This is a genomic window from Synechococcus sp. WH 8109, assembly GCF_000161795.2.
Taxonomy (GTDB): Bacteria; Cyanobacteriota; Cyanobacteriia; order PCC-6307; family Cyanobiaceae; genus Parasynechococcus.
This window is the reverse complement of sequence record NZ_CP006882.1, coordinates 1,738,921-1,762,417: the sequence shown is the minus strand read 5'-3', so window position 1 is coordinate 1,762,417 and position 23,497 is coordinate 1,738,921. Positions and strand designations below refer to the sequence as shown.

Genomic DNA, 23,497 nt, shown 5'->3' with positions numbered 1-23,497 from the left:
TCACTTTTACGATCCGCTCAGTTCCTCCATGGACGTGATGGCACGCTTTCGAACCGTGGCCGCTGCCGGTCTCGCTCTTGCAGCGACCTCTGCATCGGTGGTCCTGGCCCAGGGTTCGCTCTTCACGGCGGTGCCCGTGGAGTTGAGCAACTTCGTGTTGGTGTCGGCCCCGATCGGGCAGGGTGAGCGTTCTCAGTTGAACATCTACGAGCAGCGCACCACAAAACGCCCCTGTTTCGCTGTGGATGCGGGATCACCGGCCATGGTCGATCCCTTGTTGTCCACGTTTGATTTCAGCGGGGTCTGCAACCGCTACATCGATGGCAACGGCTATTCCCTTCGGATCGGTGGTGACGACCTCGGCACCCGCTACCGGCTCAGCGTGGTGAACACTGGTCGGGATATTGAATTGCTGGCCACGCCCACCAAGAATCCCTCCCAACCGACCATGCTCGTCGCTCGGGCCGGTGGTGCCGCCAGCGGCTTTGTTCAGCTCAAGCTTGCGCCGGGCTGGACCTTGAAGCGACGGGCCTACGGCAAGAAGAGCCTCGGCCATCTCTATGTCTACAGGGACAGTGCGCCAGTGGCCGGTTCCAGCCCAACCAGCGAGCCTGCTGAGACTGAACAGAGTGGGAGTTCCGTAGCTCCGTCGTACTGAGCTGGCGCAGAACAGGTGAAAACACCTGTTGTCGTCCTTTGTCAGTGATTTCACACTGAAGACAGACCCAGGAGGACGTGATGAAAACAACGGTTGTTCAGTGGTTCCAGTGGTTCGGTGAAGCGATGACCCATGCGCTGGGTTCCTTCAACGACCGCCATCTCCAGCCCCCGCCGATCGGCACCCAGCCCTACCGGGACACCCCTGACAAGCGCGCCCGAGACTACTGAGCCCCAGGTTGCTTGAGTAGATCGGTGCAGCGGAAGCAACTTGCTTCCGCCACGGCGTTTCGATCGACGCTGCTCCGGTCGTTGAGATCGGCAATGGTGCGCGCCACGCGCAACAGTTGAAGGCTGCTGCGCGTGCTCAGGCCGCGCTGGTTGATCACCACGCGCACAAGGGGGCCGCTGAAGCCGCTGTTGCGCAGGGTGGATCGGACCCGCTCCCGGGATTCCTGAATGGCCTTGTCCGGCAGACCCACCAGCTGGACGCCCGGCAGGCCCGGGGCGAGATCCACCACCACCGGTCTGGCCTCCAGACTTTGTAGGGATGCACTGAGACAACGTGCCAGCATTCTGTGGAGGGTGACGCAGGAGATTCATGCCCCCTGCTGACACACCGGTCCGGCTGTTCCTTCGTTTTCAAGGCCCATGGCAGACGACACGATCTTCGGGAAGATCCTTCGTGGCGAGATCCCGTGCGATGAGGTCTACAGCGATGAGCAGTGCCTGGCCTTTCGCGATGTCGCGCCCCAGGCACCCGTTCATCTGCTGGTGATTCCGCGCAAGCCGATCGAGAGTCTGCGCTCCGGTGCTGCTGAGGATGGGGCCCTGCTGGGCCATCTGTTGCTGGTGGCTGCCCGCGTGGCCAAACAGGATGGTCTGGATGATTTCCGCACGGTGATCAACAGCGGCGCTGGTGCTGGCCAGACGGTGTTTCACCTCCATGTGCACGTGATCGGTGGCCGTCCTCTGGCATGGCCTCCCGGTTGAGGTCAGCGGCGAAGCGGCGCGGCGACAGCCAGACTGAGCACAGTTCAGCAGTGGCATGACCCACCAGCTTCAGAACTTGCGCAATCAGGCCGCCAAGCTGCGTCGGCTTTCGCAGCCCTACTTCTTCCCCTACACCGAAGACAACGGCTGGCAGTTCCTTGGACTGCTGGTGAGCCTGCTCTTCTGTGTGGCCGGGATCGTGCTGTTCCTGGTCACGGGCTTGATGAACGGCCTGTCGTGGCTGTTGCCGGAGCTGACCGGCCAGTACCTCGGGGGCGTCCAGTCCTCCCTGGCCATGCTCTGGTCCCGTGGATGGGGAGCGGGGATTAGTGCCATGTTCGTTCTGGGGGCTGTTGTGTTCGCCTCCGTCCGGGGCCAACTCAGGCATCGCCGCTGGCTGCCTTGGCTGTTTCTCGGCCTGATCATCCTGATGCTGTTGAGCGTGAACGGCATCAATGCCGGCATCACATTTATTGCCAGGGATCTGACCAATGCGTTGATCTCCAAAGACGGCGATGCGTCGTATCGCAACCTCTGGATCTACGGCGCCTGTTTTGCGGTGGCACTGCCGATTCGCAGCCTGCAGTTTTATTTCACCCAGAAACTGGGGCTGTTCTGGCGGGAATGGTTGTCGCTGAGTCTGGTGGACGATTACCTGCGGGATCGGGCCTATTACGTGCTCAATCCCAATGATGAAGCGGCCACCAATGTTGATAACCCCGATCAACGTATTTCCGAGGATGTGCGTGATTTCACGGCACAGGCCCTTGGTTTTGCGCTGAATATTTTTGATTCGATCCTCACCTTTTCTCTCAACATCCTCATCCTGTATTCGGTGAGTGATGGGCTCACCTTTGCTCTTCTGGCCTATGCATCCGGGGTGTCTGTCCTGATGATTGTGGCCGGCCGTAAGTTGGTGCGGCTGAACAACTTCCAGCTGCGTTTTGAAGCGGATTATCGCTATGGCCTCGTGCGGGTGCGGGACAACGCCGAGTCGATTGCGTTCTATGCCGGTGAGCAGCAGGAAGCCAAGGAGGTGACGCGTCGTCTGGCCACCGTCGTTGAAAACTTCAATCTGCTGATTGTCTGGGAGGTGCTGCTGCGGGTACTGCAGCGCTCCAGCATCTACGCCAGCAATTTCATCCCCTATTTGATCCTTGCGGCTCCGATTCTTGCCGGGGAGATGGATTACGGCGGCTTCGCCCAGGCGAACGTCGCCTACAACCTGGTTGAGGGATCACTATTTTTCATCGTCTACAACATCGAAGCCCTGGCCCGGTTCTCGGCATCGATCAACCGGCTTGAAGGATTTCAATCCAATATCTCCAACCTCGATTCCGAGGAGTGCAGTGATTACGTGCCGCGGATCGTGCCCTCTGAGCGCCTGGCGCTCCAGGGGGTGACGGTCAAAACACCCCGCACTGACAACGTGCTAGTGCGCGACCTCAGTTTTTCCCTGGGCAACGCTGAGGGGCTGTTGGTGGTGGGACCCTCAGGCTGTGGCAAGACCTCACTGCTGCGGGTGGTGAGTGGACTGTGGGGCTCGCCGACGGGCACCGTCTATTCCCCGGGGCAGGGCGATCTCCTTTTCATCCCCCAGAAGCCCTACATGGCACTGGGATCTCTGCGCGAACAGCTCTGTTATCCCCTTGATCAGGCCCGTTTCAGCGATGAACAGCTACGGGCTGTTTTGGATCAGGTGATGTTGGGCAAACTTCTGCAGCGTTATCCGGACCTCGACATCAAGCAGGACTGGCCGCGGCTGCTCTCTCTGGGTGAACAGCAGCGACTGGCCTTTGCGCGGCTGTTGCTCAATTCGCCCAAGGTCGTGGTGCTTGATGAAGCCACCAGTGCCCTGGATGTTGAGACCGAATCCCGCCTTTATTCCCTGTTGCGGGATCGGGAGGTGGCGTTCATCAGCGTGGGCCACCGGCCAACTCTGAAGGATTTCCATGACACCGTTTTGGAGCTCAGCGGTGATCACGACTGGCGGCTGATCCCTGCGACCAGCTATGACTTCGGGCGTTCTTGAACCGGCCGGATGACCTCCACCAGCGAGACCCCTGACACCACGTCCGTTCCGGAGACGTCTGCTACCACCAACGATGTGCCTGCCTTCGGCTGGAGTGGCTATGCCGAGCGGGTGAATGGCCGCTTCGCCATGGTGGGTTTTGTGGCGATGCTGCTGATCGAGGTGCTCAGCGGCGACACCTTTCTCCACTGGGCAGGGCTGCTGCCCTGATCAGGGCAGGCGGATCAGATCCACATCCCAGCGTCCATTCCGGCTCACCTGCACCGCCAGTCGCCTGCCGGAGCCATCCAGGCTGACGCTGCGGGGCACGCCCGGCGGGTCCAGGGGCAGCCGTTGCGTCGCCCCTATTTTGCGCCGGTAGAGCACCAATTCCGTGCGGTCTTCCCGTTGCTGGACCACGGCCAAGCGTTGCCCATCGCCACTGACGCTGACGCTGATCGGTTGGGCATCAGCACGGTTGAGGCCCGGCAACGGGACGGGGCTGCGGTTGCGCAGGTCGATCAGTTCAACCCGCTCCCTCCCATTGCGTTGGCCCAGGCTGGCCAGCCAGCGTCCCCCCAGGGATGGATCCCGCCGGCTGTTCACGGATTGACGCAGCAGGCCGTTGAGGTCGGGCCGGGGAGTGGGTCTGGGGCTGCTGCACCCGGTCACCAACACCAGGCTGAAAAGCAGAGCGACGCGGATCATGGCTCTGACGACAGCGCCGGTGTGGAGAGGCTCTGTCCCGGAGGACGGTCAGGCTCGAGCAGATCACTCAGATCCAGCAGTTCCACGCGCCACCTCCCCTGATCCGTCACCTGCAGGGCGATCCGCTGGGCATCCGGCGCCAGGCTGAGCTGCACCGGGTCTCGCCCCCCCGGCAGCGGCAGGGGGTACATGCGTCCGTTCAGACGGTCGGTCACCACCGCGAGTCGGCGGCGCCCCCGCTGTGTGATCGCTGCCAGGTAACGGCCGTTCCAGCTCAGGGAGGGCGAGCTGTGGGGCTGATGTCGGCTCAGCTGGGGAACGGAGACAACCAATCCGTCGCTCAGGCGGCGCAGCTGCACCGTGGGTCGGCCGCCGCGATCGCTGACGACGGCCAGCCACTCACCACTGCCGCTCAGGGCTGGGGCCTGCTGACTGGTGGCAAGCAAGCCGGCACCTGCCCGTTCACTGCGACCGTTGCAGCCAACCAGTATCAAGCTGGCGAGCAGGATCAGCAGCGGACGAGGCAACTGGTTCAGTCGTCGAAGCGGGAGCTGTTGTCCCGCGGTCTGTCGGACGAGGGCCGTGAGCTGCGGGGGGGTTGGCGGTTGCTGCTGGGTCGGTTCGACGCAACGGGCGGTTCGGCAGATTGCCTGGAGTCGCTCACGGCGTTCGGGTTGGCGCTGGGGCGTCCTCGGTTAGGGGCCGCACTGTTCGGTGCTGAACTGCGGCTGGGGGCGAAGGCGGCATCTTCTGCTCCTGAAGGAGCGCGTTCGCCTGCAGGACGTTCAGGTCGCCCCACGGGTCGGCTGCCGCGGCGTTGGTCGTCTCGATCCGTCCGTCTGGAGCCAAAGTCGGGACGTCGTTCATCTCGGGCTTCGCCAGCGCGGAAGCGAGCCATGCGGCGGGAGCGCTCGTCGTTTTGTTCCCAACCGGAATCGCCATGATCACGGTCTGCTGAGCGACGGCTGGCTGCTTCCTCAGGAATGGCTGCACGGCTGGCCCGGCGCGGCCGGTAGAACTCCTCTTCAGGCCGTTCTTCGGTGTCATCGTCGCGGCCTGAAAAGCGCCGCCGCACCGGCTGGGGTTCATCAAAACGTTCGTACACGCCGTCATCCCAACCGCCCCGCAGGCCTCCTGGACCTCCGCCCCGGGCCGGTGCTGGTTCGTCATCGAAGTAGGCGGAGCGCCGTGCCTGCTCAGTGGCCACGCCGCGCAGTCGCACACTTTCGTAGGCAAAGAACACGGTAGTTCCCGCCAACAGGAACTGGCCGAACTGAAGAATTGGGTCGAGGCGCCAACCCTGGAAGAACAGGATGCCGCCGCATAGCAGCCCGATGGCAGCAAAGAACACGTCGTAATCCCGCGCCAGGGCCGGTTTGAACGACCGCATGAAATAGAGCAGAGCGCCGCCGACGGCCAAAACGATGCCGACGATGCTGGCCCAATTGAGACTGGCGTTAACCAAAGCTCTGCTTCCGCTTGGGAGTCAGTCTAAGAGGGGCGCCAGTGGCGGGTCAGAGCTTGCGGTCGACCTGGTCGGTCTGGCTCAGCAGGAATAGGGCGATGGAGGCAGGAATTACGACGATCACACCTCCCCAAAGGAGGCTGCTCAGGAAGTTGGAGAGGGAGGGGGTCATGGGGTTGCTGCCGTCTGCTTCAAAGCCGCGCCGATCTTAAGAAGCGATGTCGTCTTTCTACGATGAGGGGACGATTTGCTTTGAGCTTTGTGACGCCGCTGCTGCTGCAGGCCCTGCCAGTCCTCCATTTACTACTGGGCTTGCTGCTGGCGGCCTGGACCCTGGCGTTCCTGCTGCGCATCGTGCTCACCTGGTACCCCCAGGTCGATCTGAACCAGGGAGCCTGGCCCCTGGTGGCATGGCCAACGGAACCTGTGCTTTCGCTGAGCCGCCGCGTGATCGCCCCGATTGGTGGAGTCGACGTCACTCCAGTAATTTGGGTGGGGTTGATCAGCCTCGTGCGTGAGTTGCTGGTCGGTCAGCAGGGGCTGCTCTCTCAGATCCTGATGCACGCCCAGGCAGCTGCCTGAGCTCAGGGGAGCATCTCTTGCTCCACGAACTTGGTGTGCACGTCGCCGTTGATGAATTCCGGCCGATCCAGCATCTCCAGGTGGAATTCCACCGTGGTTGGGATCCCTGTGACGGCACATTCATTCAGGGCCCGCTTCATCCGCGTCATGGCGTGGTCGCGGTCCTTTCCCCAAGCGATCAGCTTGCCGATCAGGGAGTCGTAGAAGGGCGGGATGTCGTAGCCCGTGTAAACGTGGCTGTCGACGCGCACACCTGGCCCCCCGGGGGGCAGCCATCCCGTGATGCGTCCGGGGGCGGGACGGAAGTTGTGCCGAGCATCCTCGGCGTTAATGCGGCATTCGATCGCATGGCCGGTGAGCTGGATCTCCTCCTGCTGCACGCTGATGGGTTCGCCACCGGCGATGCGTAACTGTTCAGCGATCAGATCCACACCCGTGACCATCTCAGTCACCGGATGCTCCACCTGGATCCGGGTGTTCATTTCCATGAAGTAGAAGCCACCGCTGCGATCCAGCAGGAATTCCACCGTTCCGGCGCCCTCGTAATTGATGCTTCGGGCGGCAGCAACGGCGGCATCGCCCATGCGGCGGCGTAGGTCGGGATCTAGGGCTGGGCTTGGGGCTTCCTCCAGCAGTTTCTGGTGACGGCGCTGGATCGAGCAGTCCCTTTCACCAAGGTGAACCACGTTGCCGTGACGGTCGGCCAGCACCTGCACTTCCACGTGGCGGGGCCGATCGATGAATTTCTCCATGTAGAGGCCGGGATTGCCGAAGGCAGCTTCCGCCTCTCCCTGGGCTGCTTTGTACAGGCTCTCAAGCTGGCTGGCGTCCGGCACCAGGCGCATGCCGCGACCACCGCCGCCGGCGGTGGCCTTGATCATCACGGGATAGCCCATCTCCTCGGCCAGGGCGGCCGCCTGGCTGGTGCTGCTGAGCAGGCCCTCGCTGCCGGGCACCGTGGGAACACCCACCGATTGCATGGTCGATTTGGCGGTCGACTTGTCCCCCATCGAGCGAATCGCGTGGGGGGAGGGCCCAACGAAGGTGAGGCCGTGATCACGGCACATCTCGGCGAACTTGTCGTTCTCCGCCAGGAAGCCGTAGCCGGGATGGATGGCGTCAGCACCGCGGGAGGTGGCTGCCGCCAGGATGTTGGGAATGTTGAGGTAGCTCTTGCTGCTCAGGGCTTCGCCTACGCAGACCGCTTCATCGGCGAGCTGCACGTGCAGAGCGTCTTTATCAACGGAGCTGTACACCGCCACAGTGGCGATGCCGAGCTCGCGGCAGCTTCGAATGATCCGGAGGGCAATCTCGCCGCGGTTGGCGATCAGCACTTTGCCGATGGGCATCCCGCAGCATGTTCAGGCCTGACGCCGGATCGTATCAGCGCCGACCGAAGTTGCCGAGAGCGAAGACCCCGCCCGGTATGATCTGGCTTCGGCAGCACCCGAGCGGTGAAGTCGACCACGCGGATGTGGTGGAATTGGTAGACACGCACGTTTGAGGGGCGTGTGGCTTCGGCCTTGCGAGTTCAAGTCTCGCCATCCGCATTTTTTTCTTTGGCCCGTCCCAGCGCTGCAGAACCAGGACCAGCCGTTGTTCTTGTTTCGAACGGTCCCGGTGAGCTGACCACCTGGGTTCGCCCCTTGGCGGAACGGCTGCACGCCAGCCTTCGTCTGCGTCCCCGGTCTCGGAGCGCGCCAGCGTCGTTGCATCTGGTGTTGGTGCCCTGCCCCAATGCCACGGGCCAGGAGCGTGCGGCCGCGGAGCCCTGGGGCTTGTTCGAGCGCATCGTGCCGGCAGGACGCTTCTGGTCGCTGCTGTTGCGTCCCCAGCGCTACGGCCCATGGCCGCAGAAGGGTGTGGTGGTGTTCCTGGGCGGTGACCAGTTCTGGACCGTTCTGCTTTCGGCTCGTCTCGGCTACCGCCACATCACCTATGCCGAGTGGGTGGCGCGTTGGCCGGGCTGGAACGATCGGATTGCGGCGATGTCTGACGCGGTGCGGCGCCAGCTGCCGATCCGTTACCAGCCCCGGTGCCGCGTTGTTGGCGATCTGATGGCGGATCTGTCGTCCTTCGCTCGTTCCGAGGAGCCTCTCCCTGAGGGCCAGTGGGTTGCCCTGTTGCCGGGATCGAAGCCGGCCAAGTTGAGCGTCGGCATGCCGTTTCTGCTCGACACCGCCGATCGTTTGGCCCGATTGCAAACAGGATGCCGTTTTTTGCTGCCGCTGGCTCCCACCACCAGCGTTGATGAACTGCTGCGTTTTGCCGGCGCCTCCAACCCAATTGCTGCCCGCTACAGCGCCTCCGTTGCTTCGGTGGAGCAGGGGGAGTCGGTGACGGAGTTGCTGACGGGTGCGGGGACAAGGATTCTTCTGCTGGAGCAGCATCCGGCCCATGGCCCCCTGAGCCAGTGCGCCCTGGCCCTGACCACGGTCGGCGCCAACACAGCCGAACTCGGCGCCCTTGCGGTGCCGATGATCGTGATTGTTCCCACCCAGCACCTGGAGGTGATGCAGGCCTGGGACGGCGGGCTGGGCCTGCTGGCGCGTCTGCCGGGTCTGCGGCGTCTGATCGGGGTTCTGTTGACCCTCTGGCGTTTGCGCAACAACGGATTGATGGCCTGGCCCAACATCAGTGCAGGCCGTGCTGTGGTGCCGGAGCGGGTGGGGGCGATCACTCCGGAGGAGATTGCGAAGGAGGCCTGCGATTGGCTGAACGCCCCCGAGCGGCTTGAGGGCCAGCGCCAGGACCTCCAGGCGTTGCGGGGAGAACCAGGGGCGGTGGCCGCATTGGCCGCCGAGGTGAGGGGGTTGCTTCCCCGAGAGCTCAACGCTTCCTAGGCTGCGATCCACTCTGGTTTCGACGACCATGACTCCGCCCAATCCGGTCGAACGCAGCGCCGAGGAGTGGAAGCAATCCCTGACGCCGGAGCAGTTCCAGGTGGCTCGCTGCGGCGGCACGGAGCGGGCTTTCACCGGGGCGTACTGGAACAACAAAGCCACGGGGAAGTACCACTGCGTCTGCTGCGGTGCGCCGCTGTTTAGCTCTGAGACCAAGTTCGATTCGGGCACGGGTTGGCCCAGCTTCTGGGATGGTGTAAGTGCCGAGGCGATCACCACCAAAGAGGATTTGACCCACGGGATGGTGCGCACCGAAATCAACTGCGCTCAATGTGATGCCCACCTCGGGCACGTCTTCCCCGATGGTCCCGCTCCCACGGGCCAGCGCTACTGCGTCAACAGCGCATCATTGAACTTCAAGGCGTCCTGAACACCTGTCGGAGCCTCAGGCCCGTTCACCAGGGATCGTCGAGATCCTGGCTCCGGCGCTGGGGCGCTGCATCCTCTATCGGTTCCACATCCATGGGTTCGCCCGGCTGCTGAACCGCGCGACGGGAGGCTGGCATGGCCCGCCGAGGGGGCTGTTGCTCGTATGCAGGCTGCTGCTCTACGGGTGCAGGCTCGTTGTAGGTCTGGGCTCGCTCAGCCGGCCGCTCGTCGTAGCGGGCAGGTTCGTCGTAGCGCGGCTCGTCGTACCGCTGGGGTTCATCGAGGTAGCGGCGTTGCTGCATGGACTCCTGCCGCCGGTCCTCCAGCTCCACATATTCCAGTTCTGCATCAGCCTCAAACCGCTCGGTTTCTGCAGCCTGGAGACGTCGTTGCCCCTGCTCCAGGGGTTGTCCGGAGGTGAGCTGATTTTCCACGGGCACCAGGTTGACGCGGTACCGCTCCCGCTCCTGCTCTTCCCAGCTGGGGCCACCGACTCCCAGTTTTTCCAGAACACCGCTGTTCAGCTGTTTGAGCTTGTCTTCGGCTCCCTCGTAAACAATGATCCGGTCTGGGCCGCTGCTGACAATCTCCTCTACTGGCATTTCCCAGGTGCTCAGCACCCCTTCCCCCAGCAGGGGTACGCCAAGGGCGCCCATCACTAGGGTGGTGAGCTCGCCGGTTTCGATGTCGAAGGCGAAGCCGAGCACCCGCCCCAGCTGTTCACCGGACTCGGTGATCACCTGGCAGTTGATCACCCGGCTGTAGCGCTCAGGGTTGAAGTTTTCGCTTAGTGAGTCGGCCGAATCCACCAGGATCACGTCGCCCACCTGACGGATCCGGTCCAGCGGCATCCAGCGCGGCAGGCCGGGTAGGAAACGGGTCAGGGGGTTGTCCCGCAGCCCCACAGCCACCACTTCACGGCGGTCGATATCGACGATCACTTCACCCACCACCCCAAGACGGCGGCCAGTGTCACGGGTGATCACCTGGGTGCCCATCAGTTCGGAGCGCAACCAGAGGCGATCGCTGGGTACGCCATTGGTAATGGCGTCATTTGGGGTAGGGGTCGGGGTCAAGCGTGGGCCCTCGGCCATGGACACTCAGACCATTGTGGCGCAGGGGTTCCGCCTGTCACGTTCAGATTGCACAGCGAAAACTCCGATCGTTCAGGCGGCATCTGGTAAACCCACCACCTGGGTATGGGCGCCGCGGGCCTGGGTCACTCCGATCGTGCGCTGGGCTGCGCCGATCATCGGGCGGCGGTGGCTGACCACCATGAACTGGGCTGCCTCGGCTTGACGGGCGATCAGAGCCGCCAGGCGCTCCACATTGACACCGTCGAGGAAGCTGTCCACCTCGTCGAGGGCATAGAACGGCGACGGCCGGAAGCGCTGGAGGGCGAACAGAAAGCTCAAGGCGGTGAGTGATTTCTCTCCCCCCGACATCGAGGCCAGGCGCCGCACGGTTTTGCCCTTGGGATGGGCCACCAGGGTGAGGCCACCTTCCAAAGGCTCCTCTGGGTTCTCCAGTTGCAGGTGGCCATCACCATCGGAGAGCGAGGCAAAGATCTCGCGGAAATGGCCATCCACGGCGGTGAAGGCTTCCATGAAGGCGTCCTGGCGCAGGGTGGCCACGGTTTCGATCCGCAGCAGCAATTCTTCCCGCTCGTTGTTGAGCACGTCGAGGCGTTCGTTGAGTTCGTTGAGCCGCTCTTCGAGGGCCTCGAGTTCCTCCAGCGCCAGCATGTTCACGGGCTCCAGCGCTTCCATGCGTTGCTGGATGGCCTGCAGATCGGTCTGCAAGGCTTCCAATCCCGCCAGCTGAAGGGCTTCCGGGATCTCCGGCCTCGGGTCCGGCAGGGCCTGTTCCATCTCCTGCAGGCGTACCGCACCGCTGCGCTGTTCTTCGATCAATCCTTCGCGGTCTTCCTTGAGCCGCTCCAGATTCCATTCGGCCTGCTGCAGGGCCTGACGCTGGCGGCCCACCTCGGCTTCCGCGGCGTCCCGGGCCCGGCGCTGGCTGCCGAAGCGCTCCTGCAGGTCGGTCTGCTGTTGCTCGAGCTCTTTGCGCTTCTCCTGGAGGTCGCTCTGCTGCTGGCGCCAGGCCCCATGGGCACTGGCGAGGGCCTTCACCGCCTCCTGCAAGCGGGTTTCTTCGGCGGCCAGAGCATTCTCCTGGTCCCCCAGGCGTTCAATCGCCAGCTGCCGCTCGCGCCGGGCATTCAGCAGCTGGTCGCGCTCGCGGCGGGCCGCCTCCAGCCTTTGGTCGGCGGCTTCCTGTTCTGTCTGAAGTTGGGCCCAGGCGGAGGCATCGTCGTTGTTGCCGCTGTTGCGTTCCGCCTCATCCAAGGCCTGCAGTTCCGCGGTGAGTGGCGTGAGTGCAGTGCTGATGGCTTCGAGCCGCTGTTGTTGCTCGGTCTGGTCCTGCTGCAATTTGCTGAGCCGTTCGGCCCGCTGGCGGCTGCGCTCGAGCAGCGGGCCGTGGTTTCGCCGGGCGGCATTGCGCTCGGCGATCAAGGCCGCCTGTTGCTTTTCCAGTTCGCGCAGCTGGGGTTTCTGCTGCTCGATCACTTGGGCCAGCTTCGACTCCTCCCGCCGGCAGGCCACCAGGGATTCCCCCAGTTCCAGCAGGCGCCGCCGCAGGGGTTCGGCTTCGTCCTGATCGCTGCTGCGACCGAAGCTGAGGCTGCTGCTGCGCTGGGAGAAGCTGCCGCCGGTCATGGCGCCGCTCTTTTCCAGCAGCTCCCCATCCAGGGTCACCGCCCTGGAACGGCCCAGTTGTTGACGGGCGCTGGCCAGGTCGGAGAACACCAGGGTGTCGCCGAAGACGTAAGCAAACACCTGGTCATAGATCGGTTCGAACCGCACCAGTTCCACGGCCCGGCCGATCAGTCCGGCACCGCTGTCCCCACCGGGGCGTGCACCCCGGGCAAAGGCGGCTGAAGAGCCCCCGCCCCCTGGCGCGCGGATCTTGTTCAGGGGCAGGAAGGTGAGCCGGCCAGCACGGCGGCTCTTGAGTAGTTCGATGGCGCGGGCGGCGATGCGGTCGTCATCGACCACCACCTGGCCGAGACGGGCCCCCGCGGCCACTTCCACGGCGAGGCGATGGTGATCCTCCACCTCTCCCAGCTGGGCGACAGGGCCGTGGATGCCATCGAGGCCGGCCTCCAACAGCAGGCGCAGTGCTCCAGTGCCACGGCTTTCCTGAAGGGCATCCCGCCGGCTCTCCAGGCGAGCGATCTCCCGTTCCAAGCGGGTCTGCTCCTGCTCCAGCCGGCTGCGGGTGCGCTGTTGGATGGCCAGCGATTCGGCGGTCTGCTGGAGCTCCTGTTTGCCGTCGGCAATGGCTTGCAGCAGGTTTTGCCAGGTTGCCTCCAGGGTTGCGAGCTGTTGCTCCACGGCGTCGCCGTCTGTGCCGTCCTGGTGCTGCTCCTGGGTGAGCTCTTCCAGCCGTTCCCGTTCCTGGCGAAGCCGTTCCTGCAGCAGTTGGTGCTCCTCCAATAAGGGAGTGACGCTGCTTTGCAACTCCTGACGGCGACCACTGCGGCGCTTTTGTTCCTCTACCCAGGCGCCGGAGCGGCCCACAACATCCGCCAGCCGGCGGCGGGATATTTCCACGGCCGCTTCAGCGGCCTTGCAGTTGTCGTTTGCCGCGCTGAGGGCGTCCTGATGGGGATCGCGTTCCAGCTCCCGTGATTGCAGCTGCCACTGCTGGCGACGGGTGGCGAGGTTCTGGCGCTGCGCCTGCAGTTTCTGGCCCTCCTCCTGGTGGAGGCTGGCCTGGCGCTCCAGTTCGCGGCTGCTGGTGTCGAGGCCAGCCAGTTCCGCCTGAACCGCCAGCAGCTGGTCTTCCCCCAGGGCCTTCACCTGCTCCTGGAGCAGGTTCAGTTCGGCAACAGCTTTGTTCAGCTGCTCCCGGCCGCTGGCGATGGCCGCGGCGTCTTTCTGTTCCTGGGCTTCCAGCGCCTGTTGGCGTGTGGCTAGATCCTTGAGGGCCTGCTGGGCGGCCTCGTAGGCCAGCACCATTTCCTGGCGGCGTCCCAGTTGCAGCCGTTCCCGCAAGTCCTGGTATTGCCGGGCCTTGGCGCAGTCCTTCTCCAGCCTTTGGCGACTGGCCAGCAATTCCTGCTCGATGATCCGGCAGCGCTCCTGACGCTCCTGCACGTCATCGAGCTTGCGGCGGGTCTGTTCAATCCGGGTGTCGAAAAGGGCAACACCGGCCAGTTCATCGATCAGGCCGCGGCGGTCGCGATTGCTCATCGAGACGATACGGGTGACGTCTCCCTGCATCACCACGTTGCTGCCCTCGGGATCAATTCGAAGGCGGCGCAGCTGGGTCTGCAGCTGCTGCAGGTTGCAGGGAACCCCGTCGGCGCTGTAGCTGGAGCTGTAGGAGCCCCCCGGCATCACCCGCAGCTTGCGGGTCACCGTCCATTCCGTTTGTCCAGGCTGAATCCAGGGCCCCTCCGCCGGTGCTTCCAAGCCTTCCTCGGCGGCATCGGGTGTCCAGTCGCTTAGATCAAAGCGGACGCTGACGGTTGTTTCAGCGGCCTTGCCGGCCTTGAGCATGCCGCTGTTGACCAGGTCCGGCAGGCGTTCAGCCCGCATGCCACGACTGGTGGCCAGGCCCAGGCAAAACAGAACTCCATCAAGGATGTTGCTCTTGCCGGAGCCATTGGGTCCGGTCACGACAGTGAATCCCTCTTCAAGAGGGATCGTCATCGCTCCACCGAACGACTTGAAGTGCGTTAGCCCAACCTGATTGATATGAACCAACAGGATCTGGAGCTGTCAGCAGGCCGAAACTAGCGGAACCCACGAAAAGCTCAAGGGTTCGATAATGAGCAGTACCCAGACGCGACGCGCAGGCAGCCCTGAAGGTCGCCCTCGAGCTGCAAGGTGATATCTGCATTCGCGTCTTTCGGGAGCACCCCGCAGTAGCTGCCGGCAAGGATGAGTTCGGCCCAGCCCCGATTGCCCGAAACGGCAGCACTGCGGGGTTCCAGCCAGACCTTTCGATGCGCTGGCAGGGGAACCGCCGGTTGGACCTCTTCGTTGAGTCGCGGCACTGTGGATAGCCGCCATGTTCGGCAACTGTCCCCGTCCTCCAGCAGCAGATCGAAATGACATCCGCTGGGGTCGTCCGGAGCCCCGGTGTGACGGAGGAGGGCGTATCGCGGCAAAAACTTTCCCTCAGCCTTCAGTCTCCCTACCCTTCTAAAGCGTCCTGCCAACGGTCTTTATGGCCTCGCCATCGCCGCAGTCCAACGGCAGATTCGAGCACCACTTCCGTGAGCGCTTTGAAAGCCTGCTGCCGACGATCCAGGAGCGCTGGCCGGATCTTGCTGAGCACACCCTTGAAGCCACCCGGGGCAGTGTGGATGAGTTGGTTCGTTTGATCGAACAGAACACAGGCCTGACGCCCCAAGGGGTTCGGGAGCAACTGGAGGAACTTCTCCACAGCGCCGGTGATCGCAGCCGCGACTGGGCCGACAGCCTGGATCCCCTGGAAGAGCAACTGGAACAGTTGCTGGATGAGTTGAACAGCACGCTGCGGCCGAAGATCGAGGCGCCTGTGCGCCAGCGACCACTGCTGGCTGTGGGTGTTGCCCTTGGTGTTGGGTTGCTGTTGGGCAGCATGCTTCGCGGGGGGCGGCGTTCCTGATGGCCGATCAGAACTCTCCCCGCGGATTTGGAGCGGCAGCTCGGGTGACCGCTCTGGCAGCTTCAGTGATGGATCTGCACGTGCGGATTGCCCTGCAGGAAGTGGATCGGGAAAAACGCCGACTGATCAGCGGTGGCTTGTTCCTCGCCATTGGAGGCACGGCCATGTTCCTGGCATTGCTGGCGGGCGAAGCGTCGTTGCTGCTTTGGATTCAGGCCCAGTGGGATCTGGATTGGATGCGCGCACTGTTGAGCCTCGCCGTGGCGAATCTGGTGCTGGCGGGCATTAGCTTGCGAATTGGCGGCCAGGTGCTGAAGGGCCCGTTCCTGCCTCAGACGTTGGAGGGACTGATGAAAACCGTACGGGCAGTGATCGGACGGGTCTGATCAGCGAATGTCGTAGTGCAGCCAGCGGCAGTCAATGCCGCCGTTGCTCACGGGAATCCGTTCTTCTGCCTTCAGACGCAGGGCTCCCGTCAGGTTGCGATTTCCGCTGAGCAACCAGAGCGTCCAACCCTTGGCCTGGCCTTTGGCGTAGTTGCCAAGCTCTCGATACAGCGCCTCCAATTCCGCTTCATCGCCGATCCTTTGGCCGTAAGGGGGATTGCAGACCAACACCCCCGGCCCCTCCGGCAGGGGTTGATCGCTAAAAACGCCCGTGCAGATGCGGATGACTCCACTCAGCCCAGCGGCTTCCACATTGGCTCGGGCCTGATCGGCAATGGCGGGATCCGCCTCAATCCCCAGTAGCGGCGGAAGGGTGAGGTCTCCCCTGCGCCGTTGCCGGGCACGATCAGCTTCTCTGTCCCAAAGCTCCGGCTGGAAATCGGCCCAACCCTCGAGGGCAAAGCGGCGCTCCAACCCCGGGGCCTGCTGCAAGGCGGCCAGGGCCGCTTCGATCAGGAGCACTCCTGAACCGCAGCAGGGGTCCACGAGGGGTTGGTTTCCATCCCAGCCCGTCAGGCGGATCAGCCCGGCCGCCAGATTTTCCTTCAACGGTGCCGCTCCCATGGCGGCCCTGTAGCCACGACGGTGCAGGCTGCCGCCACTGCCATCCAGGCTCAGCTGTGCTTCCCCGCGGCCGAGGTGCAGGTGCAGGGAGAGATCGGGGTCGTCGAGATCGATGGAGGAACGCTCCCCCCAGAGATCCCGTTGTGCGTCCACAAGGGCGTTTTTGACCTGTAACGCCGTGAAGTGGCTGTGGTTCAGCCCCGGTGCCATTCCGGTCACATCCACCCGGAAGCTCATCGAGGGATGGAGCCAGCGCTCCCAGTCGAGCGCCTGGCGGATGCCGTTGTAGAGGTCGTCTCGGCCCTGGCAGGGGAAGCGCGCTACCTGGCGCAACAGCCGGAAGGGCAGTCGAGACTGGAGGTGCAACCGGTAGAGGCAGGCCATGTCCGCTTGGAAGCTGACGGCCCGCTTGCCGGGCCTCACGGCATGGGCACCAAGGGCGCTGAGTTCATCGCCAGCGGCTGCTTCCAGGCCTTGTGGCACAACTGCCACGGCGGATAGCCGGTTTGTTCGACCCAAGGGCGTTGTGCTCCAGGTCACCACTCCTGTCAGAATGACAGGGTTCGGCTTCGTCGGACTAGGTGATCCACACCAGTGTTTCGGACAGCGGTTCGATTCCGCTCAGCTCCATTCTCCCTTTTGGGGCTGCAATGGTTTCGACGGGGCATGAGGAGGGTGACTGAAGCCTGCTCGGTGAGAGCAAACCCGTAACTGCGAACAACATCGTTCGTTTCTCCCGTCAAGCAGCCCCTGTTGCTGCCTGACCCTTTAAGGGAGATGGGGTGAAGTCAGCCTTATCACCCAAATGACTCATGGGCCCTGGAAGGGGCCTTCAACAATCACCAAACCGACTCTGCTGGAAGTGATCCCAGCGGAGCAGGTTTAGTTACGACGGAAGCACCAAAACACGGTGCGAACATTTCTGCGAACAAGTCTCTGCCGCCTGTTCTTGTCGGCATGGACAAGGCAGAGGCGCTGGCCTTTGTCAGCCGCATGTTCGACACAGCAGCAGCCGGAGCCGTTCTTTGGGGCGACGCGCTGCTGATCAAACGCTTCCTCACGCAGTGCAGTCGCTCTGGCAGCAGTGAGACCGTTCGTGGCTACAAGCGCGAGATCCGCGAGTTCACGCGTTGGCGGGATCGCAATCACCCGCATCTGCATCTACGCGAGATCAACGCTGCCTTCTGCCAGGACTGGGTGTCCCAACTGCGGGAACAAGTCGATGCCGGACTCATGAAGCCTCGAACCTTCAATCGGCGGATTGCTGCGATCTCAAGCCTTTATCGATGGGCATCGGAAGCAAGCCGTTCTCCTGTAACTGGAGTGCCACGAAACCCGGTCCCCACACGATCCCTGCTGCAAGCACCCAAGACCACAAGGGGGATCTCAGAAGAGGCTGTAGCGACACTGCTGGCCGTAATCAGGCAGGCGTTTTCTACTGATCGAAATTCAAGGCGTGATTACGCCTTGATTAAGGGGAGTTACCTACTGGGTTGCAGGGTCTCTGAGATCGCGGTTATCCGTTGGAAAGACATCGAGGCACTCGATGACGGAGGCCAGATTCACCTCTTCGGCAAAGGGTCTAAGAGACGCACTGTCCGCGTATCGGCAGCAACGCTCGACCTTTTTCAAGAGCTGGGCCGCGGCGATGCGGAGGCTTTCGTCTTCCCTAGTCCCCGCGGTGAAGGACACCTCACACGCCAAGCAATTGGAGATGTTTGCCGCAAATGGGGACGTGCTGCTGGATTCCACGTCCACCCACACCAGCTAAGGCACAGCCATGCCACGCACGCGGTACAGAGGGGAGTCGACGTATTCACGCTTCAGGCGACCCTCGGACATTCGTCGAGCGCGACAACTGGTCATTACGTCGCTAGCAACCCTCGGGACAGTTCTTCTCTTCGGCTTGGCTAGCCATGGCCCGGCTGTGATTGATGCCATCCCGCCTGTTGGTTGAGCTGATGGCTTAAGTCGAACTCGTAAATGGCGTTGGCCTGGCACGGGAGACACAGGCGCGGCCAGGTAAGCCTGTGTCGAGCTTGCCCTTTCAAGGCAAGGGGCTAGAGCCGTTTCTCGTAGGTAATGCCTCTGTAGGTGAGGCTCACAACCTTGTTGATCGCCATTTGAGCTTGCAGTCGGTTCAGGATGTACTCCCCCCTCCTGTATTGCATGAGGTGGTTTCGCTCAGAACTTTCAGCAACCAATGCTCACCACCAAGAAAACGGGATGAAAGCACTGATTCGCCCGATGAAATCTGTAGCTGAGTGGAAGGACTGACGGAGGCGGAGGACGAGGCCTCAGCCTTTGACTTGTAACTACCGCCACGGTTTGTGTTGTTGAGTTCAGCACATTGTTCTGCTGGTACAGATGATTTTTTGAAATTCGTGCACTGTTCATTTGTACAACGAGCCTGTATTTGTTTTGAATGATTCTCGATCGGCCGAGAACGAGATAATTCAGCTGATGCTTTACCGAGAAGCATTTCTTCCCCCAGGCCCCAGTGCTCGAGAGCTCTATGGACCTCTTTTGCACAAAATAGAGGCATTGGATCGGAGGCTTGCTGATGCTCATTCGCGGACATTTGAAGATTCTGAGGATGCGGATTCCCAAGGCGCTAGTCATGATCTCTGCACTTAATTCTTGTTTGGCATGAGCTGGCACCTGAGAGAAGAGATCATGATTCTTCGATTGATGCTTTACCGCGTAGAGTGCCTGCATTCAGATTCTATTTGCTCACATAATGACAATGTCATGAGCAAGATAGTGGAGTTAGAAAAAGAGCTAGCTGCTTATGAAGATCAAATGTCTGCTTAGTTTTAGAGAAAGGGTTGCTTTCCAAGATATTGAGGGAGAAAAAATAATCCGCGCTGGTTGGTGTGTGGTCAGCCTCTACTGTGTAAAGCGAAATCGATGGTGAACTACAAGCTGACCTCTCGATGTGGGAAGGTTCTGAACATGAGTCAAAACACAAAAAAGATTCCGGTCTGGCTCGGCGGAGAGTCAGGGCAGCGGAAGCGGTACCTGAGATCGTTAGAGAAGGAGCTGGCAGCTGAGCTGGGGCCTGATTGGCGCGACAAGATCGCGGATTGCTCTGAGAGTTAATCCGATGGCGTTCCGTAGAGGCCTCCGCGTCCTTCCTCAAATAGGAGGAACAACTCGCCGTCTCAATCGCAGTTATGTAATTCAAGAGAGTTCACTTATCTCAGGCTTTCGCAGGCTTCACCGTCTCTGTCACGATCAAGATAAGTGTGGCCTTCTTTCAAAAGCTGCTGAGCCTTACTCCAGGAAACAATTTCCTTGCATCGATACTTACTTCTAGAATTACTATTTGCTGAACGTTTGTTTTTTCGATAATCCCACGGTCGTTGGATGCCTGTAGGGCTAGTTGACCAGACTCCTAGGCCAAGTTTTTGAGCCTGACGTTCAAGAGAAAGGTAGCGAGATCCATTGCACTTACTCAGATAACGCCGGTAAACAAACCCGTGCCCTTGCTCAATTATTGACTCATTTATATTTCCGTTTTTGGTGAATACTTCGGCTACAGATCTTCCGTATCGATCTATGGTTTGAATGCGAAGCGTGACTTCTGTTCCAAGTGGAAGCATCTTTTTGAGAAAAGCTCTTGATCTTTCTCCATAAGGATCTTGAGATATTTCTGGTGCATCAATGCATGCTAAACGCACTGTAAGTTTTTCCGATCCGTCACGGATTCGAATTGTGTCGCCATCTCCTACAGAAATGATTGTTGAGCCATATGCAGGTAAAGACCAAAATGCGAGTAGCAAAAGAGCGGTTCTTTTTATCAAGTGACTCACAAAAACTTGAATTAGTCTAAATCCATTGCTACGACTGGGTATAGCTCGAGAAAGCAGGTGTCCCAACTGCGGGAACAAGTCGAGGCAGGACACATGAAGCCTCGAACCTTCAACAGGCGCATCGCTGCCATTAGCTCGCTCTACCGCTGGGCATCAGAACCAAGCCGCTCAGCGGTTACGGGGGTACCGCGTAACCCGATGCCGCCTCGATCGCTTCTCCACGCTGAGAAGAGCACTAGGCCGCTCAGTGAAGAGCAGTTCGGGTTGTTGATGGCAACCATCGCCAGGGCAGCTCATCTCGATCGCAATGCCAAGCGTGATTACGCCTTAATCAGATGTTCATACCTTTTTGGTTGCAGGGTCTCTGAGATCGCAACTATTAGTTGGGAGGACATTGAGGTTCTCGATGACGGAGGCCAAATCCACCTTTTCGGCAAAGGATCCAAGCGCCGAGTGGTCCGCGTTTCAAGCGACACGCTGGCTTTATTCGAGGGCTTGGGCCGCGGCGAAGCTGAGGCTTATGTATTCCCTAGTCCCCGCGGAAGGGGACACCTCACACGGCAAGCCATCGGAGATGTCTGCCGGAAGTGGGGCAGAGCCGCAGGGTTCCACGTTCATCCACACCAGCTGAGGCACAGCCATGCCACACACGCTGTGCAGAGGGGCGTGGACGTATTCACGCTTCAAGCCACCCTCGGTCACTCGTCGAGTGCGACTACTGGGCATTACGTGGTTGCAAATCCTCTGGACAGCAGTTCTCTGCGTCTTGGTTAGTGCATTTCGCTGATGTGTAATCCGGCTGTCATCTCTGCTGGCAAAAGCTCACTGAGGCTCAGCTGATGGCTTATGGAGGCGGGGCAGTGTCAGGAAAGCAGGGAGGTCAGGGATTCAGAGAAATCGTTCCACGGTGTGAGCCAGGCCCGGAATTTGAAGCATGCCGACGTGACCTCCTTATGGAGGGGGCTGGATTAATGCTTTGGGTGGTCGCAACATTCGCAGTTACCGGAGTTGCCTGTTGGCTTGTCCTGTCAGGTAATTGGGCTTTGATGCTGATCAAGCTTGAGCAGAAGATTCGTTCGTTACGTCGCTAGTAACCCCCAGGACAGCAGTTCTCTGCGTCTTGGTTGATGCGGTCATATCTGCCTACTGACGAAGAGCTGGCGAAGCTCTATCGATGGACACTCCACACGAATTGGGGCGTCTCAGGTGTGCCTGGTTCTGGCATCGGTGCCGACGATGACTTCACCTGCATGTGCGACCGCTGTTTAGAGAGCCGCCGAGATCGCTGGACTCGGGCACATTCGTCGTAAACATCCTTACGGCAAGAAAAAGCTCCCGGGCATCACGCGGGAGCTTTTTTAGTGGCACCACACCGATATGCACACAATTGCTAATAACAATTATCGGCTTCGGTTGGCGTGGCTAGTTTGAGAAATGAATCCAGATGAATCGCGAAATGGAAAACAATGGTAAAGAAAATCATGCCGTCGAGAGCGTGCTTATTATTTGCGCAGTAGCCATGGCAGCTTCAATGGTGCAGATTGGCTTTTTGCTGGCCCCAGTATCCGAGCGTGCGGCAGATATAAATCAATGCGTTGAAGAAAGAACAACTTATTGGATGCAAAATGACAAGAGGCCTGGTCCGCATACGAAATCAAGGCTCACATCATGGTGCAATGGTGGAAGGAGCGGTAAATAAAAATTAGCAATCTCTGCTTAGGGACTCGCCGAGATCGTTGGAATCGTGAAAAATCGGCATACATAGTGTTGCCGACAGTTCTAGACAGCAAAGGAAGGTCCTCAATAAATGAGGGAAATTCTTGCTACGATGAGCCACTATTTCACCGTAGAACTGAACTTTTCAGTATAACTAATACACCTATGCTTGTAGAGAATCAAGCGGTTCCCTTTGGTGCCGAAACATCCGCTTCCCCTTGCTGCTGCTGATCTCCGTGATCGCCTGCAGCGGGAACTTGTGGCAAGAGAGGTTGAGCCGAACTGATGGCAAACATCCTCGACGGCATCCCTGGCGGATTAATCCTTGATGGCGTCGATGATTGGCCCGTCACAGAAACGCGGCAGCACTATTGCGAGCTGACCCGAGAGCTGGTTGCCAGCACCATCGCCTAGATGGACTTGCCCCCCCCCCCCCCAACCCCCCCTTATGAGTTGGCTCATGTCGAGGAGGCGTTCATTGGAGTTGGCCTGCTGTGACTTCAGTCGCGATTGGTTTTCAGCAGGGACTCGACCATCTCCCCAAGCATTCCTCCTTCGCCGGAATACTTGGGAGTCGGGGAGTCAAAGGCTTGGAGCTTGTCGCCCGCGCCGCTTTGGCCTTCCGCGATCATTCGCAAGAGTCGACGACTCCGGAGGTCAGGGCAGGCGGCGATTGCCAGCAAGCCGAGAGGGCCGAAAACAAATCCGATAACGCTCCAAGAGGAATCGTTGTATCCCTTGCCTCGTGCGGCGGCCGCTGTGAAGAGGGCACAAGCGGCAGAAGTTACGAGCCAGAAGAACAGGAGCAGACCCATGTCGCGTTGATATCTACCCACCTCTTTTAGCCATGGTCCCCAGACGAGTCATTAAGCAAGAGAAGCAACAGCGCCACGAGTGGGCGATGAAGCAGATCGACAAAGGCGTCGGCTTCTCTGAGCTTGCGTCCCTTGTGGCCCAAACATGGGGGTGCTCACGTCGACAAGCCCGTCGTGTCGTGACTGAAGCCCACAAAGAGTGGATGGATATTGCCTTCGGCGACGACAACGTTGATCAACGTGACTTGTTGTTCCAGTGCATCGCTCGCCTGGAGCGCACGGCGCGAAAGGCGGAGGAGGCATGCAGCTACGCCTGTGTGATTGGTGCCGTCGCGCAGATGAACAGGATGCTCAGCCTGGGTGCTGACACCCGTGGCTTCCGCGGTCACAGGGCGCATCCTTCTCGCAATTGATGTGGATTCCCTAGTCGATATTGCGCGGCGTTCTTAGGCGGAGGTACAAAGAATATGTAGCCACTGCTACCAAACGTTCACCTCGCTTTTGCGGGGCGCAGCTCGATCTAAGCCATGGAACGGGGGCTTGGGCTCTGCAGGAGCTGTGATGACTTCGTTGTATTGGAACGGTTCAGCATTTACACCCGTGAATAAGACAGCTGCAAAAAAAGAAGCAGTTGTTTTGCGTCTAGAGACAGCGTTCAAGGCTGCGGACGCAATCCCTTCTCTGAGATACCGCGGCATCAGGTATCTGCGTCAGAACGGATTTGCTGCATAGCTCTGACCGTCTCAAGGCCCTTTTGGCAAGCGGCATTGGCCTTGGTATCCAAAAAGC

28 protein-coding genes, 1 tRNA gene and 2 pseudogenes are annotated in these 23,497 nt (G+C 60.7%); 16 read left to right on the top strand and 15 right to left on the bottom strand.

What is annotated here, in order from left to right; all coding sequences use genetic code 11:
* Positions 1 to 28 precede the first annotated feature (28 nt).
* Positions 29 to 658, top strand: a complete 630-nt coding sequence (locus tag Syncc8109_RS09555; RefSeq protein ID WP_006850136.1) for a DUF3747 domain-containing protein — start codon at positions 29 to 31, stop codon at positions 656 to 658.
* 80 nt (positions 659 to 738) lie between these two features.
* Complete coding sequence (locus Syncc8109_RS12695) at positions 739 to 888, top strand: hypothetical protein (protein WP_006851286.1); 150 nt, start codon at positions 739 to 741, stop codon at positions 886 to 888.
* Here Syncc8109_RS12695 and Syncc8109_RS12975 read toward each other — a convergent pair.
* Together Syncc8109_RS12975 and Syncc8109_RS12970 are read right to left on the bottom strand one after the other, a co-directional pair.
* Positions 882 to 1,034 (bottom strand): annotated as a pseudogene (locus tag Syncc8109_RS12975) (ATP-binding protein); the annotation flags it as partial. The gene Syncc8109_RS12695 and the pseudogene Syncc8109_RS12975 sit on opposite strands and share 7 nt — an antisense overlap.
* Positions 1,035 to 1,037: 3 nt before the next feature.
* Positions 1,038 to 1,232: pseudogene (locus Syncc8109_RS12970) on the bottom strand (magnesium chelatase domain-containing protein); the annotation flags it as partial.
* Between the two features lie 76 nt (positions 1,233 to 1,308).
* On the opposite strand from Syncc8109_RS12970, the gene Syncc8109_RS09545 reads away from it, so the two are divergent.
* The 3 genes from Syncc8109_RS09545 to Syncc8109_RS09535 are packed head-to-tail and all read left to right on the top strand — an operon-like array spanning position 1,309 to position 3,892.
* The gene (locus Syncc8109_RS09545; protein ID WP_006850312.1) at positions 1,309 to 1,650 is read left to right on the top strand and encodes a histidine triad nucleotide-binding protein; all 342 of its coding nucleotides are present in this window, start codon (positions 1,309 to 1,311) and stop codon (positions 1,648 to 1,650) included.
* Positions 1,651 to 1,705: 55 nt separating this feature from the next.
* Positions 1,706 to 3,682: an ABC transporter ATP-binding protein/permease gene (locus Syncc8109_RS09540; protein WP_006849762.1), complete on the top strand. Its 1,977-nt coding sequence runs from the start codon at positions 1,706 to 1,708 to the stop codon at positions 3,680 to 3,682.
* Between the two features lie 9 nt (positions 3,683 to 3,691).
* The gene (locus Syncc8109_RS09535) at positions 3,692 to 3,892 is read left to right on the top strand and encodes a chlorophyll a/b-binding protein (protein WP_006851497.1); all 201 of its coding nucleotides are present in this window, start codon (positions 3,692 to 3,694) and stop codon (positions 3,890 to 3,892) included.
* Here Syncc8109_RS09535 and Syncc8109_RS09530 read toward each other — a convergent pair whose 3' ends face one another.
* From Syncc8109_RS09530 to psbX, 4 genes are read right to left on the bottom strand one after another with little or no spacing between them, the layout of a single operon-like run.
* Positions 3,893 to 4,369: a hypothetical protein gene (locus Syncc8109_RS09530; RefSeq protein ID WP_006850929.1), complete on the bottom strand. Its 477-nt coding sequence runs from the start codon at positions 4,367 to 4,369 to the stop codon at positions 3,893 to 3,895.
* Complete coding sequence (locus tag Syncc8109_RS09525; protein ID WP_006850029.1) at positions 4,366 to 4,896, bottom strand: hypothetical protein; 531 nt, start codon at positions 4,894 to 4,896, stop codon at positions 4,366 to 4,368. The genes Syncc8109_RS09530 and Syncc8109_RS09525 overlap by 4 nt, the downstream gene beginning before the upstream one ends.
* Positions 4,897 to 4,901: 5 nt before the next feature.
* Positions 4,902 to 5,834, bottom strand: coding sequence for a Ycf66 family protein (locus tag Syncc8109_RS09520; protein WP_006852053.1), 933 nt, complete (start codon positions 5,832 to 5,834; stop codon positions 4,902 to 4,904).
* Between the two features lie 49 nt (positions 5,835 to 5,883).
* Positions 5,884 to 6,006, bottom strand: a complete 123-nt coding sequence (psbX, locus tag Syncc8109_RS09515) for a photosystem II reaction center X protein (RefSeq protein WP_006851281.1) — start codon at positions 6,004 to 6,006, stop codon at positions 5,884 to 5,886.
* Positions 6,007 to 6,095: 89 nt separating this feature from the next.
* Here psbX and Syncc8109_RS09510 point away from each other — a divergent pair, with 89 nt between their 5' ends.
* Positions 6,096 to 6,416 carry a YggT family protein gene (locus Syncc8109_RS09510; RefSeq protein WP_025362513.1) on the top strand — a complete coding sequence of 107 codons (321 nt, stop codon included), beginning with the start codon at positions 6,096 to 6,098 and terminating at the stop codon, positions 6,414 to 6,416.
* Positions 6,417 to 6,418: 2 nt separating this feature from the next.
* On the opposite strand, the gene accC is transcribed toward Syncc8109_RS09510, so the two are convergent.
* Positions 6,419 to 7,765, bottom strand: a complete 1,347-nt coding sequence (accC, locus tag Syncc8109_RS09505) for an acetyl-CoA carboxylase biotin carboxylase subunit (RefSeq protein ID WP_006850090.1) — start codon at positions 7,763 to 7,765, stop codon at positions 6,419 to 6,421.
* A 119-nt stretch (positions 7,766 to 7,884) separates the two neighbouring features.
* On the opposite strand from accC, the gene Syncc8109_RS09500 reads away from it, so the two are divergent.
* The 3 genes from Syncc8109_RS09500 (at position 7,885) to msrB (ending at position 9,689) form a co-directional block, all read left to right on the top strand.
* Positions 7,885 to 7,966 (top strand) — tRNA-Leu (locus Syncc8109_RS09500).
* Positions 7,967 to 7,975: 9 nt separating this feature from the next.
* A complete protein-coding gene (locus tag Syncc8109_RS09495) occupies positions 7,976 to 9,259 on the top strand; it encodes a hypothetical protein (RefSeq protein ID WP_025362512.1) in 1,284 nt (427 codons plus the stop codon).
* A gap of 28 nt (positions 9,260 to 9,287) precedes the next feature.
* Entirely contained in the window at positions 9,288 to 9,689 is a 402-nt protein-coding gene (msrB, locus tag Syncc8109_RS09490; RefSeq protein ID WP_006851440.1) for a peptide-methionine (R)-S-oxide reductase MsrB, read from the top strand.
* Positions 9,690 to 9,714: 25 nt separating this feature from the next.
* Here msrB and Syncc8109_RS09485 read toward each other — a convergent pair whose 3' ends face one another.
* The 3 genes from Syncc8109_RS09485 to Syncc8109_RS09475 form a co-directional block, all read right to left on the bottom strand.
* Positions 9,715 to 10,764 carry a PRC-barrel domain-containing protein gene (locus Syncc8109_RS09485; RefSeq protein ID WP_025362511.1) on the bottom strand — a complete coding sequence of 350 codons (1,050 nt, stop codon included), beginning with the start codon at positions 10,762 to 10,764 and terminating at the stop codon, positions 9,715 to 9,717.
* 90 nt (positions 10,765 to 10,854) lie between these two features.
* Complete coding sequence (gene smc, locus Syncc8109_RS09480) at positions 10,855 to 14,463, bottom strand: chromosome segregation protein SMC (RefSeq protein WP_006850304.1); 3,609 nt, start codon at positions 14,461 to 14,463, stop codon at positions 10,855 to 10,857.
* A gap of 50 nt (positions 14,464 to 14,513) precedes the next feature.
* Positions 14,514 to 14,870, bottom strand: a complete 357-nt coding sequence (locus tag Syncc8109_RS09475) for a hypothetical protein (protein ID WP_025362510.1) — start codon at positions 14,868 to 14,870, stop codon at positions 14,514 to 14,516.
* A 59-nt stretch (positions 14,871 to 14,929) separates the two neighbouring features.
* On the opposite strand from Syncc8109_RS09475, the gene Syncc8109_RS09470 reads away from it, so the two are divergent.
* On the top strand, positions 14,930 to 15,352 hold the full coding sequence (locus Syncc8109_RS09470; RefSeq protein WP_006850868.1) for a YqjD family protein: 423 nt from the start codon (positions 14,930 to 14,932) through the stop codon (positions 15,350 to 15,352).
* Positions 15,352 to 15,738: a phage holin family protein gene (locus Syncc8109_RS09465; protein WP_025362509.1), complete on the top strand. Its 387-nt coding sequence runs from the start codon at positions 15,352 to 15,354 to the stop codon at positions 15,736 to 15,738. Before Syncc8109_RS09470 ends, Syncc8109_RS09465 begins: the two co-directional genes overlap by 1 nt.
* Here the strand turns inward: Syncc8109_RS09465 and Syncc8109_RS09460 are convergent, their stop codons facing one another.
* Entirely contained in the window at positions 15,739 to 16,881 is a 1,143-nt protein-coding gene (locus Syncc8109_RS09460; RefSeq protein ID WP_025362508.1) for a class I SAM-dependent RNA methyltransferase, read from the bottom strand.
* 438 nt (positions 16,882 to 17,319) lie between these two features.
* On the opposite strand from Syncc8109_RS09460, the gene Syncc8109_RS09455 reads away from it, so the two are divergent.
* Positions 17,320 to 18,276 carry a tyrosine-type recombinase/integrase gene (locus tag Syncc8109_RS09455; protein ID WP_006851135.1) on the top strand — a complete coding sequence of 319 codons (957 nt, stop codon included), beginning with the start codon at positions 17,320 to 17,322 and terminating at the stop codon, positions 18,274 to 18,276.
* Between the two features lie 146 nt (positions 18,277 to 18,422).
* Here Syncc8109_RS09455 and Syncc8109_RS13190 read toward each other — a convergent pair whose 3' ends face one another.
* The 3 genes from Syncc8109_RS13190 to Syncc8109_RS11920 form a co-directional block, all read right to left on the bottom strand.
* Positions 18,423 to 18,533: a hypothetical protein gene (locus tag Syncc8109_RS13190; protein WP_156915527.1), complete on the bottom strand. Its 111-nt coding sequence runs from the start codon at positions 18,531 to 18,533 to the stop codon at positions 18,423 to 18,425.
* A complete protein-coding gene (locus Syncc8109_RS12685; RefSeq protein ID WP_198015299.1) occupies positions 18,503 to 18,943 on the bottom strand; it encodes a hypothetical protein in 441 nt (146 codons plus the stop codon). Before Syncc8109_RS12685 ends, Syncc8109_RS13190 begins: the two co-directional genes overlap by 31 nt.
* A gap of 616 nt (positions 18,944 to 19,559) precedes the next feature.
* Entirely contained in the window at positions 19,560 to 20,243 is a 684-nt protein-coding gene (locus Syncc8109_RS11920; protein WP_232202418.1) for a thermonuclease family protein, read from the bottom strand.
* A 27-nt stretch (positions 20,244 to 20,270) separates the two neighbouring features.
* Here Syncc8109_RS11920 and Syncc8109_RS09445 point away from each other — a divergent pair, with 27 nt between their 5' ends.
* From Syncc8109_RS09445 to Syncc8109_RS13110, 3 genes are all read left to right on the top strand, one after another.
* Positions 20,271 to 20,951: a tyrosine-type recombinase/integrase gene (locus tag Syncc8109_RS09445; RefSeq protein WP_369792012.1), complete on the top strand. Its 681-nt coding sequence runs from the start codon at positions 20,271 to 20,273 to the stop codon at positions 20,949 to 20,951.
* A 670-nt stretch (positions 20,952 to 21,621) separates the two neighbouring features.
* A complete protein-coding gene (locus Syncc8109_RS12405; protein ID WP_156915526.1) occupies positions 21,622 to 21,876 on the top strand; it encodes a hypothetical protein in 255 nt (84 codons plus the stop codon).
* Between the two features lie 302 nt (positions 21,877 to 22,178).
* Positions 22,179 to 22,307: a hypothetical protein gene (locus tag Syncc8109_RS13110; protein WP_006850196.1), complete on the top strand. Its 129-nt coding sequence runs from the start codon at positions 22,179 to 22,181 to the stop codon at positions 22,305 to 22,307.
* Between the two features lie 86 nt (positions 22,308 to 22,393).
* Here Syncc8109_RS13110 and Syncc8109_RS09440 read toward each other — a convergent pair whose 3' ends face one another.
* Positions 22,394 to 22,708, bottom strand: coding sequence for a hypothetical protein (locus tag Syncc8109_RS09440; RefSeq protein WP_025362506.1), 315 nt, complete (start codon positions 22,706 to 22,708; stop codon positions 22,394 to 22,396).
* Positions 22,709 to 22,887: 179 nt separating this feature from the next.
* On the opposite strand from Syncc8109_RS09440, the gene Syncc8109_RS12965 reads away from it, so the two are divergent.
* Positions 22,888 to 23,121: a hypothetical protein gene (locus tag Syncc8109_RS12965; protein WP_006850116.1), complete on the top strand. Its 234-nt coding sequence runs from the start codon at positions 22,888 to 22,890 to the stop codon at positions 23,119 to 23,121.
* Positions 23,122 to 23,497 lie beyond the last annotated feature (376 nt).

Bases quoted from the DNA above. Each gene is read 5' to 3' on its own strand.
- Syncc8109_RS09555 (WP_006850136.1), top strand. From the start codon at position 29: ATGGACGTGATGGCACGCTTTCGAACCGTGGCCGCTGCCGGTCTCGCT.
- Syncc8109_RS12695 (WP_006851286.1), top strand. From the start codon at position 739: ATGAAAACAACGGTTGTTCAGTGGTTCCAGTGGTTCGGTGAAGCGATG.
- Syncc8109_RS09545 (WP_006850312.1), top strand. From the start codon at position 1,309: ATGGCAGACGACACGATCTTCGGGAAGATCCTTCGTGGCGAGATCCCG.
- Syncc8109_RS09540 (WP_006849762.1), top strand. From the start codon at position 1,706: ATGACCCACCAGCTTCAGAACTTGCGCAATCAGGCCGCCAAGCTGCGT.
- Syncc8109_RS09535 (WP_006851497.1), top strand. From the start codon at position 3,692: ATGACCTCCACCAGCGAGACCCCTGACACCACGTCCGTTCCGGAGACG.
- Syncc8109_RS09530 (WP_006850929.1), bottom strand. From the start codon at position 4,369: ATGATCCGCGTCGCTCTGCTTTTCAGCCTGGTGTTGGTGACCGGGTGC.
- psbX (WP_006851281.1), bottom strand. From the start codon at position 6,006: ATGACCCCCTCCCTCTCCAACTTCCTGAGCAGCCTCCTTTGGGGAGGT.
- accC (WP_006850090.1), bottom strand. From the start codon at position 7,765: ATGCCCATCGGCAAAGTGCTGATCGCCAACCGCGGCGAGATTGCCCTC.
- msrB (WP_006851440.1), top strand. From the start codon at position 9,288: ATGACTCCGCCCAATCCGGTCGAACGCAGCGCCGAGGAGTGGAAGCAA.
- Syncc8109_RS09470 (WP_006850868.1), top strand. From the start codon at position 14,930: ATGGCCTCGCCATCGCCGCAGTCCAACGGCAGATTCGAGCACCACTTC.
- Syncc8109_RS09465 (WP_025362509.1), top strand. From the start codon at position 15,352: ATGGCCGATCAGAACTCTCCCCGCGGATTTGGAGCGGCAGCTCGGGTG.
- Syncc8109_RS09455 (WP_006851135.1), top strand. From the start codon at position 17,320: ATGGACAAGGCAGAGGCGCTGGCCTTTGTCAGCCGCATGTTCGACACA.
- Syncc8109_RS13190 (WP_156915527.1), bottom strand. From the start codon at position 18,533: ATGCAATACAGGAGGGGGGAGTACATCCTGAACCGACTGCAAGCTCAA.
- Syncc8109_RS12685 (WP_198015299.1), bottom strand. From the start codon at position 18,943: ATGTCCGCGAATGAGCATCAGCAAGCCTCCGATCCAATGCCTCTATTT.
- Syncc8109_RS09445 (WP_369792012.1), top strand. From the start codon at position 20,271: ATGAAGCCTCGAACCTTCAACAGGCGCATCGCTGCCATTAGCTCGCTC.
- Syncc8109_RS12405 (WP_156915526.1), top strand. From the start codon at position 21,622: ATGAATCGCGAAATGGAAAACAATGGTAAAGAAAATCATGCCGTCGAG.
- Syncc8109_RS13110 (WP_006850196.1), top strand. From the start codon at position 22,179: ATGGCAAACATCCTCGACGGCATCCCTGGCGGATTAATCCTTGATGGC.
- Syncc8109_RS09440 (WP_025362506.1), bottom strand. From the start codon at position 22,708: ATGGGTCTGCTCCTGTTCTTCTGGCTCGTAACTTCTGCCGCTTGTGCC.